This is a genomic window from Microthrixaceae bacterium (assembly GCA_016702505.1).
In the GTDB taxonomy this organism is placed as follows: domain Bacteria; phylum Actinomycetota; class Acidimicrobiia; order Acidimicrobiales; family Iamiaceae; genus Aquihabitans.
On the sequence record JADJDU010000003.1, the window covers coordinates 1 to 13,035 of the forward strand.

Genomic DNA, 13,035 nt, shown 5'->3' on the forward strand with positions numbered 1-13,035 from the left:
GTGCGCGGTGTCCGGCCATGATGGTCGGGTCACTCACCCATCGCACTGACTGCTGGAGTTCCCATCATGGCCTACACGCGCTTGACGTTGCCCGGGCACGAGGAGATCAGCCGGTGCCTGGCTGAGAACCCGATGGTCTCGTGGACCGAGCTGGGCCGGGTCTTGTGTCGACACCGGTCCTGGTCAAGCCCGATGTCGACGCCAACGGTGGCCGCCACCGCTACCGGGCAAGCACGGCGCAACGGGCCCTCGCGACAAGCGGCCCCGACGTGGGTGCCGGTTCGTCACAGCCCGAGCGGCAGCCAAGGTGACCAACCATCTCACTGCCGGGTACTCCCGGCAGGCACCACCTGCTCCGATCGGCGGGATCGCCACCGAAACGATCTACCAGGGCATCTACCGGGGACTGCTGGAAGTTAAACCCACCGAAGTGCTGCGCACCCGCCGGCACCGTCGCCGAGGCCGCAACCAGCGTCGATCCCAGACCAGCACTCACGTCTTGGGTGCCTTCACCTCGATTCATGACCGTCCCGCCGAGGTCGAGGACCGTAGCGAGTTCGGACACTGGGAAGGCGACGATCATCGGGGCCAGGAACCGGTCGCGTTGATCACCCTGGTCGAAACGTGTCAGCCGCACCCCAGGTCGTGCTCGCGTTGCCCCGGCGGTCACGACTCGCTCACCACCTACAGAACGCTCGACGACTGGGTAGCGGGAATGCCCGCCAGCCACGCCGGTCCATCACCTGGGACCGAGTCAGAACTAGCCAAATGGGCCCTGATCGCCATGGCCTGGGGCATCGACTTCTACTCGCGGACGCCCACTCGCCCTGGCAACGAGGCCAAAAACAAGCGGCAACCGCCAACTCCAGTTCTGGCTCCCCAAAGGAACCGACCTCCTCCATCCACCCCAAGCCCACCTCGACCACATCTGCCACATCCTCAACACCCAACCCCGCCGATCACTCCACTGGCAGAGCCCCAACCACGTCTACGCTGCACGCACCGCGCACTGAATCCTGGAACCTGCCGACTGCCGACGTCATGCGGTTCTCCGCATCGAACCGAAGGTTGCGGTCGTTCCCGACGGATAAGTCATCGGTCCGGTTCCTCCGGGCGTCATAAGCGCATCAGCTGATCTCCTCTCGCTCGACGACAGACAGGGCACTGGCTGCTGGAACTCAACGTCCCATCACCTCACGGTGTTACCGTTACGCCGGAACCCGTCGGCCTGCGTTCAGGTATGCAAGCCAATCAGCTGAGCCACAAATGCAACCAAACTGCACACAACAATGGCCCACCTGCCCATAGAGTCGAAACTTCCCAGGCGCGGTCATTCGCCGAGTAGGCCTTAGCAGGCGCGCTCCCGTCGCCTTCAGATAATTCGCTAGCATCGCGAATATATCGGCGGGATGAAACAACAATCACCAATCCACGACGCCATCATTAGAGGCTGCCATTGGTCGTCCATAATCAACAATCCGTAGGGGATGAGACTGAGCGGCACAAACAACATCGGGAAGAGATATTCGGGAGAAACCACATGCCGACATCATCACCCATGTGACGTCCCACCCAACCTGGAACATACTTTCCAAAGCCCAGTCCAACAGTTGCTCCAACAAGTGACCACCAGTCACAACTCGTGAAGATACATGAATAGGATTCGGATACAAAGTTGAGTGCCGTCGCCTTGCTTGCATATGCCGTGACGCAGGCAGGGCTGACAATGGCAAGGGGCCATCGAAGGTTAGCCGACAACACCACCGACAGTTGTAGCTGTGGAATCCCACCGCACCTTGTCCGCTTGACCGATTGCCGATAGCACCGTATCAGCGTTACCCATCGTGATGCCGTCAAGGACCCCGGCAGCGGAATTTGCCGCATCCTGGCCTCGGACCGGACTCCTATCCGCGATGTCGTCGACGATACCGCCCGGTGTGCACGGACCATCACCCAGAATCCGCAGAGACCGGTTGGATCAGAGCGATTGGCTGGGTTGCCTTGGTATAGCCGTAGGGTTCCTCGGTGATTGCTAAGAGTGGGTCGACTGTTGTGATTGGCCTGTTGTGGGGTCGTAGTGGCGGGCTCTTAGGTAGATGTAGCCGGTTTCGGGGTCGTGGTAATGGCCGGTGTATCCGTTGAGGGTTGTTCGAAGCCACCAGTTTGTGTTGGCGGTGATTTCACCGTGGGCGTTGTAGCTGATAGTGTTGCGGGTGGTTCCGTTGGCGTTGGTGGTGAGTCTGGTGGAGCCTTGGTGGTCTTGGTGAAGGTTATTGGACTTCGCCGGTGGTGTTGATCTGATAGATCGGTGTCCCGCCCGGCCCGTAGATCCTACGCGCTCTGTGCGCCTTGATGCTCGGCTAGCAGCAACGGCGGACCGGTTCCGCCGGGTCAGGTGTGTTCTTTACGCCACTCGACGCCGGTGCCGGCGGTGTTTATCGGAAGTTGTTTGGCGGTGCGCATGCCGGTGGTGTCGTATTCGTAACGCCACGTCCTGGTCGGTGCCTTGAACACGCCGATCACATCGACCGCCACGTCAGTTTGGGTCCAGGATCCGATCGTGAGAGTCGGTGTCGGTGAGCGGGATGATCATGGTCGTCGAGGCGTGTTGGGCGGGGTCGAACACCACGATCCCGCCACCCAAGTCGGCTTCGGTGGTCCCAACCCGGACACCGGTGCCGGTCGGGTTGATAGCGGTGACCGAAACCCATGACCGCCGCCAGTCTCACCCGACAGCCCCCCTGTCCGGTGGCCGCGACTTCGACTGGCGTGTTCGCCTGGGCGTGTCACGGGTTGTTGTCGCATATGCCGGTGCTGGTGGTGGTGTCGACGGGCGGGTGGGGGCTTCGAGTAGATCCAGTCCGGAGTCGGTGTCGTTTCCGGTGGGGATCTTCCAATACCCCCGTGACCGCGACCCTGATGCTGGTGACACCGGCGGTTTCCAAAGTGATGGTGCCGTCAGGGTTGGGGGCACGGTGAACACACCAGCAGCGCCGACACTGCCTGCCTCCCACCAACTCACCCGGCCGCATCCCCGACGGGGCGACACGCACCCTGGCCACGGGCGCGTTCTGGGCCAGGATCGACACGGTGACCGCGTTCACCCCCGGATGCGGGGATCCGCCGTGTCCGGCGGTGGCGATATCGGTTTCACCCGCCGGGAGGTTTCCACACGGCGAAGCGTCACACACACCAGTTCCCGACGTGGATTCGGCGGTGACTGTGGGGGGGAGCGGCCAGTAGTTCAGGGCCGGAACCCACGGCGACGGCGCCGGAAATAGCCGACCACATCGACCGACACATCACACCACCCCGCTGGCCAAGGTGATCGTCCCGTTCCAGCCAGTTTCGCGGTCACAGTCTGAGCCGGGTTTGCCCGCTGTTGAGTGGGAGGTTCCAGCGGCGGCGTCACCAGCGGGGTTCACCTCCAACCAACCATCCGATGTGGTGCCTGGCGCGATGATCGGCTCACCACCGCCGTCACCCCTGACGCCGGCACACCACCACACCGGCGACCTTCTGATTCGGACTGGGATCGCGCAAGGTGCTCCTGAGCTTGGAAGCGAGTATGGAGCATGGCAAGCTTAACAGTGGTGGCCGAAACGGCCGCAGAAGTACCGGACGAGTTGCGTGAGCGAGGCGGTCCCGGATGGTCCTGGAGATCCGCCGTGAGTCCGGCCAGTCTCAGGGTGATCGCCCGGGTGGCTCGTGACCTTGGTGTAGGTGCCCGGTCCTAGCAGGTGGCTGGGTAGGCCGAAGCTGAGGTCGACTCGGGGACCCGTCCGGGCACGTCGACGGCCTGGCACGCAGCGTATCGCGGAGCTGGTGAAGGAGAACCGTGAGCTCCGCAGGGCGAACGACATCTTGAAAGCCGCATCGGTTTTTCTTCGCGACCGAGCTCGACTGGTCACCCGAAGAGGGCAAGGCCGCTGACCTCGGCAGAGGTCGCTGCGGTTGTTGAGTTCATCGATGCCCACCGGACCCGTGAGTCCGGTGGGCTGAGATGGGGGATCGAGCCGATCTGTGAAGTGCAGAGATCGCCCCCACCACCTACTGGTCCGCCAAGACCCGCAAGCCCTGCGCCCGCAAGGTCCGCGACGCTGAGATGGGCCCGAAGGTCCGGGCGATCTGGAAGAAGAACTACTCGGTGTACGGCCGCCGCAAGATGGCCGTCGCCGTTCGTAAGGCCGGCATCGACATCGGCCGTGACCAGGTCGCACGCCTGATGAAAGCTGAGGGCATCAGCGGCCAGTCGAGCGAAGAAGCGTTTCACCACCCACGCCGATCCGGCCGCGACCCGGGCCCCGGATCTGGTGAAACGGAACTTCACCGCGACCGCACCCGATCAGTTGTGGGTTGCGGATTTCACGTACTGCTCGACATGGTCTGGGATCGTGTACGTGGCGTTTGTTGTCGACGTGTTCTCCCGGCGCATCGTCGGCTGGAAAGCAGCGCGCACCATGCACGCCGACCTCGTCGTGGATGCGCTGAACATGGCCGCCTGGACCCGGCGGGGCACCGACCTCGCCGGGCTGATCTGCCACAACGACGCCGGCTCCCTGGGCAGTACACATCCATCACCTACACCGACCGCATCGACGAGATCGGAGCGACGCCCTCCATAGGCACCATCGGCGACAGTTTCGATAATGCGATGGCCGAATCGGTGAACGCCCTCTACAAGACCGAACTGCACCGAAACCCTGCCGTGCTCGCCGCCAACGGCGGGCACTGGAAAGGGCTCGAGGACCTCGAACTCGCCACCTGTGGGTGGGTGTCCTGGTTCAACGAGGACCGCATCCACGGCGAGCTCGACGACCGCTCCCAGGCAGAGGTCGAAGCCGCCCACTGCCGTTCACGCGGTCAGGCCGATGCGGCCCTGACAAATCAAACCCACCGAGCACCCGTCAAACCCAGTCCGAATCAATCTGACCGCTCCAAACGCGACATCAATGGTATTCGCGCGTCGCAGTCCAGATGAGGTCAAACAATTCGTCCTCATCCGCCCGACGGGCACCTAACGCCACGGAGCTCTTTGGCCGATACCCGAGAGCCTCAAGACGAACCAGCACGGCGTCGAGAAGGTCCGCCCGACTTGCGGCATCCCAAGCAGGAAAAAGGCTGATTCGCTCCGTTCTTCCGCGCGGCAGCAGCCTCTCGACTCCACCCGGGAGTCGTCCCACCCTTGTTCCCGAGTAACGAGCAAGCTCTACATGTCGAATCCGGCTATCGAGTACTCCGAAGTCGCTAACCACGCAGGGCCTTCCCGACTTCCCAGATCTCAATGTGCCATTTCCGGTTTCCGATACCGATGCGGAACACGTCCTGTCCTGCCGAGGCGGATCCCTTCCACCCCCACCCGATACGCATCCATGTGTGGTTCAGAAGGCCACCGCCACCTTTCCCGCCGCGACCGAACAAGGTGCTTGACTTGCCGAACACCGATGAGTCTCGGATCCGAGCAGCCTGGGTTCCACCGGCTGCCCAGATGTCGATGACGAACATCGTCGCCTGCCCACCCCGGTACCAGCCGGAACATTCATTGGCATACTGCCCGGTGTCAGTGGCTCCTGTCGCATTCGTAACGGCGGTGATAGGGTTTATGTCGAGCATGCCGCTCGAGAAGTCCACGATGCCCTGAGCAACCTCGGGATGTTCATCACGGATGTTGTCGGAGGCGGTGTTACAACTCTCGTCGGACGGACCGTATTGAATGCAGAACCCGCCCGGCAGGTCGATGCCCAGGCCCGAGTGATCCGTATTGTTCAGCGGGTCTCCGCTTACGTAGCCGTAGGGTTCTTCGGTGATTGCGACTAACGGGTCGAGGGTTGTGAATTGGCCGGTTGTGGGGTCGTAGTGGCGGGCTCTTAGGTAGATGTAGCCGGTTTCTGGGTCGTGGTATTGGCCGGTGTAGCCGGCTAGTGGTTGTTCGAGCCACCAGTTGGTGTTGGCGATGATTTCACCGTGGGCGTTGTAGGTGATGGTGTTGCGGGTGGTTCCATTCGCGTTGGTTGTGAGCCGGGTGGAGCCTTGGTGATCTTGGTGGAAGTATTGAACTTCGCCGGTGGTGTTGATCTGATAGATCGGTGTCCCGCCCGGCCCGTAGATCACATACGCGCTCTGCGCGCCTTGATGCTCCGCTAGCAACAACGGGAGACCGCCGCTGGCGGTCCAGGTGTGTTCTTTACGCCACTCCACACCGGTGCCAGCGGTGTTGTCGAGTTGCTTGGCGGTGCGCATGCCGGTCGTGTCGTATTCGTAACGCCACGTCCTAGTCGGCGCACGGAACACACCGATCACATCGACCGCCACATCAGTTTCGGTCCATGATCCGATCGTGAACGTCCCGGTATCGGTGAGCGGAATGATCATGGTCGTCGACGCGTGTTGGGCTGGGTCGAACACCACGATCCCGCCACCCAAGTCGGCTTCGGTGGTCCCAACCCCGAGGACACCGGTGCCGGTCGGGTCGGTAGCGGTGACCGAAACCATGACCGCCATGATCTCACCGCTCAGCCCCGCCTGTCCGGTGACCGCGACTTCGACTGGCGTGTTCGACTGGAGCGTGTCACACGGGTCGCTGTCACAGACACCGACGTTGGTGGTGGTATCCACCAGTCGGGTGGGGGCATCGAGAAGATCCAAGCCGAGACCGGTATCGGTTCCGGTGGGGACCTTCCAGTAGCCCGTCACCGCCACCCTGATGTTGGTGGAACCGGCGGCTTCCAAAGTGATCGTCCCGTCAGGGTTGAGGGGCACAGTGAACACACCAGCAGCACCGACACTGCCCGTTTCCCACACCAACTCACCTGCTGCTGCCGTCCCAGATGGTGCGACACGGACCTGGCCACCAGACGCATGCTGGGCGAGGATCGACACGGTGACCGCGTTCACGCCCGAAGCGGGGATCCCGCCGTGTCCGGCGGTGGCGATATCGGTTTCACCCGCCGGGAGAGTCCCACACGGCGAAGCGTCACACACACCAGTTCCCGACGTGGATTCGGCGGTGACTGTGGGGGTGAGCGGCCAGTAGTTCAGGGCCGGCACCCACGGCGACGGCGCCCGGAAGTAGCCGACCACATCGACCGACACATCCACACCCACCCCACTAGCCAAGGTGATCGTCCCGTTCCCAGCCAGTTTCGCGGTCACGGTCTGAGCCGACGTTTGTCCGGCGTTGAGTGGGAGTGTCCCGGCGGCGGCGTCACCAGCGGGGTTCACCTCCAACCAGCCATCCGATGTGGTGCCTGACGCGATGATCGACACCACCACCGCCGTCACCCCTGACGCCGGCACACCACCCACACCGGTGACCTGCACCGCGACAGGGTCATCAGCGGCAAGCCGGGCACACGGGGCACCATCACAAGTTCCGGCACCCGTCGTGGTGTCCACGATGCGAGACGCGGGGACGGGTACGTATTGGCGGGCGGTGTCGTCCTGCCACGTCGTCGGCAGGACCGCGCTGGTCATGCGGTTCTCGGCATCAAACCCATACGTTGCGGTCGTTCCCGACGGATACGTCATCGAGGTCCGGTTCCCGCGGGCGTCATAACCGTAGGTGGTCGCATCCTCGGGTGGGGTCCCACAATCACCGCCCTCGACGGTTTGCGATGTCCAACACAGCCGTTGGGCGGGGTCGAACACCTGCAACACCCCATCCTGGTCGACCAGGTTCGTGGCCGCATCAAACCCGAACCCCTCCGTCCCAGTCGCGGTCAGCCGGTCCCGGTCGTCATAGGCCCACGACTGATTCTGACCAGCCACGACCCCGGTGCCGGCGACAGACGTGACCTGGCCCTTCAAGTCACGGGGCCCATAGGAGAGGCTGCCCAGCATTGTCGAGCCGCGGTTCCATGTGACACCGACCATCCGATCAGAGCGATCGAACGAGTAGACGTCACGGTTCTGTGACGACACCGGGAACACCGTCTCAGACCAGTTGCTGTTCTGGTCATAACCAAACGTGGTGAGCCGGCCCGTCCAGTCCGTGGTCGAGGCCATTCTTCCGGCCCCGTCGAAAGTGCGGGTGACCGCGGTGGTCTGGCCCGGGTAACCAATCGATGTCAGGTTTCCAGTGTCGTCCCACCCGTAACTGGTGGCACGGCCGTTCACATCCGTGTGTGACGTCAACCGTGACCGCTGATCCCACACCCATGTTTCGGTGTCACCGCCCCGAGACGCTGAGGTCCTTCGTCCCAGCGCGTCATAGGTGATGGCGGCGATGTCGGGGGTGGCCGGATCGGCGTAATCGACACCGGTCGGACGGCCCGCCAAGTCATATGTGTAGGTGACACAGCCGGTCTTGGGTGCGCCATTGCAGTTGCCGCCGGGTTGGGTGACCGACGCGAGCCGTGACGCCTCGTCCCAGCCGTAGCTTGTGGTCGCGTTGGTCGGGTCGGTCACCGACTCGACCCGCCCCAGAGCGTCGAAACTGTAGGCCCAGGTGCCGTCCAGCTCGTTGGTGAACCCGGTCCGGCGCCCGTCAGGGTCATAGCTGTAGGTGCGGTCCCCCGGACCGGGTGGATCAACCGTTGTGAGGCGGTCCGCGTTGTCGTAGCTGTAGGTGGTCACATCCCCCGCAGTGACCGTGGCCGACAAGCCGGTCTCGGTCGAGGTCACGTTGCCGTTGGCGTCAAAGGAGGTTTCGACCCGGTTCCCCATCGGGTCGACCTCGCCGGTCACCCGGCCCCAATCGTCATACTCCAAGGTCGTCGCCCACAGGGCCGGTGTCGCACCGGCGAGGTTGCCTTTCGGGGCCACCACCGTGTTCAGCCAGCCGATGTTGTTGTAGGACATCGTGGAACGACCGCCCACCGGATCAACCGCTTCGACCACATCACCACTGGCCGGGTCATAGCCATAAGTCCAGTGCTGTGAGCGGCCGTCGATCACCTCCACCAGATCCTCGCGGTGCACACTGTCATAGACGAAGCTGGTGGTTGCTTCCGAGGCGGTGCCGACCGCGTCCACCATCACCGTCGGCAAACCATCAGCGTTGTAGGAGATCGTCGAGGTCACCACGTTCGCTGTCGAGGACGGCAACGGTGCTGCGGTCTCACCCACTGACATCGACGTCACCTGATCCTGGCCGTTGTAGGTCCACCGTGTCACCCGCCCCGACCCATCACGGACCATCGTGGTGTTCCCGTGAGCGTCGCTGTCGAACACCGTCACCTCATTGGCCGCGTTCGTGACCGACTCCAACGCCAAAGTGGCCGGGTCACGAACAAAGACCGTCTCAGACTCCGCCGCAGTGCCTGGGGCCCACACCGTCGACGTGTGCACACCCAGCCCGTCATGATCATAAACATCGATCTTTTGGCGGCCCGACGCCATCGTTATCGTCGTCGCACCCGGAACCGGCGTGAAATACTCAAACGTCACTTTCTCGTTGTTCTCATTTGTTTGTGACGCGACCCGACCCAAATGGTCATAGGTGTTTGCCACCACCGCACCAGGTGCGCCGCCGTGATGGCGGGGTTTACGCATACTCAACAAACGATGCGAACCGTCGTAAGTGAACGACCATATCCCGTCACCAACATCGGTGAACGACACCAAATCACCGGCCGCGTCATAGGCCATGTGGATTGACCGAGGACCGCCCGAAGCCACCAGCGAGTCAGTGACCGACACCAGCCGGCCCGCCGACCACCCGAAACTCAACCGGCGACCAGCCTCGTCCTCCATGAACACTGCCACCCCGCCACTGTAGGTAACAGTGGTCTCGTTACCGAACTGATCACCAATCGAAACCAGCTTCCCAGCCGCGTCGAACGTGAACTTGTCGAAATGGTTACGGGTAAACACCCAGCCCCCACCCGGCAACGCCACCAAACCAGCAGAGAACCTCGACGGAGCCACCCAACCCCCGCTGCCATCCGGGCCGAAACGAACCGTCGAACCGCCCTCTTGGGACACCACCCGATCCCCGCCATCAGCCACCACCGTCATCGACAACACCGACGACCACCCAAACCCCGACAACCCAGCACTGCCAGCACCCAACGAGTTATACGCCAACCCGAACCCCAACGAGCCCCGACCACCCACCGAAATACCCGGCAACACCATGTTCTGATTACCAGTCCTAGTATCCACCGGATCCGCGAACACCTGCTGCACCGCACACGGCAAACACAAAGCCGGATTCACCCCAAACGTCTCCGACTCAGCAATCAAACCATTAGGACACCCCGGCGGATCATAAACAGCCCCACCAGACACCGTAAACCCAGCCGACCACTTCAAATCCGCGCCACCCTTACCGCGCTCGGTGCTTATACCCAACGTAAACCGCTGCGACACGCCCGTATCGTTGGTGAACAAATAGCCGGCATGATCTTCCAACTCGAACCTGCCAGCAGCACCATTCGTGTCAACGATAAGATCAAACGGTCGACCAGAAACCACCACGTCGTCAAGATCCGAAGTCTTGTACACCTCAACAAGACTCGCGAACTCAACCCACGTATGCGAATACGAACTCGTCGCCTGAGCCGAACCCTCCTGATTAGTCCACAAAGCCGCACCAGCCGGTACCCACACCGTCACCCACTGCGGCTCCGTGTAAACACCAGTCAACCCAGCATCAAATAAGGACACCCGCTGCGACGAGGAACACCACAACTCCGGCGCCCCCTCAGCACCAACCCCCGGATCAACCGCCGCCCACACCGAGACCGGAGCCACCACCAACACCCCCGCCACCAACGAAACCACCACCAGCCACGCGGCCCACCAACAAGGCCCTACCCGCCGCCCAGCCCGAAACCAGCCATCAAACCGAGAGAGAGAGAGAGAGAGAGAGAGAGCACCAAACCCACCTTCACACGAGATGTCCAACCCCCATCGGCACCAATCCACCGAGACTTGAGCACGAGACGGTCGGCGAGCCACAGGCTCCGGGCCAAGCCCGCAATCCCAACTGCCACTCGCCTTCCGGCGCGTACCCAAGCCGAGATCGTCGGCGCTTCACCTATCCGATGTTTGCTGGGTCGGGCTGCAGGCTTTCCAATGCGTCGGCTGCGGCTGGGGCTCCTCCGGCGGTGGTGAAGGAGTCTGCTATTCGTCTTGCTGCGGAACGTAAGTCGGGGTCGGTCAGGGCGTGGTGGATCACTTCTCGTAAGGCCTCGGCTCGGACCCGGGTGAACTTGACCCTCACTCCGGCTCCGGCATTCACCACCTGGTCGGCTACCACCGGTTGATCGTCTCGGATGGGGGCCACCACCAACGGCAGCCCGGCGGCCAGGCTCTCACACACCGTGTTGTGGCCGGCGTGGGAGACCACCGCATCACACCGGGCCAGCACCGCCAACTGGGGGATACGGGTCCGAACGACCACATTGGGCGGGGGGTCGGGCACCAGTTCGGGCGGGGCAACGAACACGGCCTGCCACGGCTGATCTCGACAGGCCTCGGCCGCGGCGGTAAAGAACCTTCCGCCCACCTCGGCGTTCAGGGTCCCCAACGACACCAGCACCGTCGGCATGTCCGGGGCCAGGAGGTCCCAATCGAAGTCGTCGGTATCGGGGCGGCCGAGGGTGGAAGGGCCGACGAAGGCCACCGGGACATCCAGGGACACCGGTCCGGTCAAGGCCTCGGTTGTGTAGGCCACCACCAGATGGGGCGACAAGCGGAGATCGCCGACTTCGGCCTGGTCGACGGGGATGCCGTGGGCCACCTGAAGATCGACGCGGAGCCTGTGCATAGCGGCCGCCACCAGGGGCAAGCCTTCGAGGGGATCGACCAGTTCCCCTGATGTGGTGGCCGACGTGGCCCACACCAGCCCTCGGCGCCGCGCCACCACCGCCCCGGCCAGGGCCTGCTGGTCCACCACCAACACGTCGGGCCCGAACTGGTCGACGGCGGCATCGACTCCGTCGACCATGGCCCCGGCCAGTGGCAGCAGCACCTCCTCCTGGAGGAACTTGAAGGCGGCGGCCCCCCGCAGGTCGGGGCGACGCTCCCCCGCCGCGGCCACGTGGTCGGCAACCTCCTGAGATGTGGCGGGCAGAAAGGTCGCTCCCGCCGGGAGGAGGTGCTCGACCGTGCCCGGCAGCCCACACCAGGCCACCTCGTGGCCCCGTTCGGCGAGGAACTTCGCCACCGGGACGGTCGGGTTCACATGGCCGGTGAAGGGGGGCACCACGAATAGGAAGCGGGTCACCCTTCAGCCCTCGCCGGAGGGGTCAGGGCGCGAGCCACCAGCCCCGACGCTGTCCCGACCAGCCATGGTGGTGAATCGCCCGATCCAGGCCAGCGCCCGTTCTCGTACCAGGGCCGACTGCTCGGTTAGCAGCGAGTGGCTGCAACCTTCCACTATCTCCAACTCACAGCCGGGCACCTTGGCCTCCAGCTCACGGGCCCGGTCCAAGATGTCGGACTCGCTGCCGTACATGGCGTAGGTCGGGCAGGTGATCTGGTCCAACCAGGCGATCGGGGGCTCGGCCTGGAGGTCATCGATCAGCGACGTCTCCATCAGGAACCGCTCGGAACGCTTGGCCAGGCGCGACAGCTTGCGGTCGGCGTTCTCGGCCAGCCAGTCCTGCACTGCCGTTTCGTCCAGGCCGAACGCGGCCAGCGCCAGGCTGCCGGCCATGTGCTCGCCCCAGCCCTCCACCGCGAAGTGGGCTTCGATCAGGAACAGGCTGGCCACCCGGTCGGGATGACGGTGGGCGAAGGCCAACGACACCACCCCGCCGAAGCTGTTGCCGAACAGGTGGACCGGCTCGTCGATCCCCCACTGTTCGAGCAGGGCGTCCAGGTCGTCGACGTTGTCGGCCACGGTGTAGCCGGTGGCGGGCATGTCGCTGCGGCCGTGACCCCGCAGGTCGACCAGGTACACGTCGGCATGGAGGGCCACCGCCGACGCGATCGTGTAGTACCAGCTCGACAGGTTGTCGATCACCAGCCCGTGCAGCATCACCACCTTGGGCCGGGTCGCCGCCGGCCCGCCGGGGGTGGTGGTGTCGGCGGGTTTGAGGACCTGGACGTGGAAACGCAGGCCGTTGGCCTCGACGTGGGGCACCG

The 13,035-nt window shown here is 63.6% G+C and carries 5 protein-coding genes; 1 reads left to right on the plus strand and 4 read right to left on the minus strand.

Features of this window, described 5'->3' with window-relative positions; all coding sequences use genetic code 11:
* Positions 1-2,391: 2,391 nt before the first annotated feature.
* Entirely contained in the window at positions 2,392-2,535 is a 144-nt protein-coding gene (locus IPG97_03180; protein ID MBK6855575.1) for a hypothetical protein, read from the minus strand.
* Between the two features lie 1,570 nt (positions 2,536-4,105).
* Between IPG97_03180 and IPG97_03185 the strand changes: the two genes are divergently transcribed.
* Positions 4,106-4,981 carry an IS3 family transposase gene (locus IPG97_03185; GenBank protein ID MBK6855576.1) on the plus strand — a complete coding sequence of 292 codons (876 nt, stop codon included), beginning with the start codon at positions 4,106-4,108 and terminating at the stop codon, positions 4,979-4,981.
* Between the two features lie 266 nt (positions 4,982-5,247).
* Here IPG97_03185 and IPG97_03190 read toward each other — a convergent pair whose 3' ends face one another.
* From IPG97_03190 to IPG97_03200, 3 genes are all read right to left on the minus strand, one after another.
* A complete protein-coding gene (locus tag IPG97_03190; GenBank protein MBK6855577.1) occupies positions 5,248-10,119 on the minus strand; it encodes a hypothetical protein in 4,872 nt (1,623 codons plus the stop codon).
* An 862-nt stretch (positions 10,120-10,981) separates the two neighbouring features.
* On the minus strand, positions 10,982-12,172 hold the full coding sequence (locus tag IPG97_03195; GenBank protein ID MBK6855578.1) for a glycosyltransferase: 1,191 nt from the start codon (positions 12,170-12,172) through the stop codon (positions 10,982-10,984).
* 3 nt (positions 12,173-12,175) lie between these two features.
* Positions 12,176-13,033, minus strand: a complete 858-nt coding sequence (locus tag IPG97_03200; GenBank protein MBK6855579.1) for an alpha/beta hydrolase — start codon at positions 13,031-13,033, stop codon at positions 12,176-12,178.
* Between the last annotated feature and the right edge of the window lie 2 nt (positions 13,034-13,035).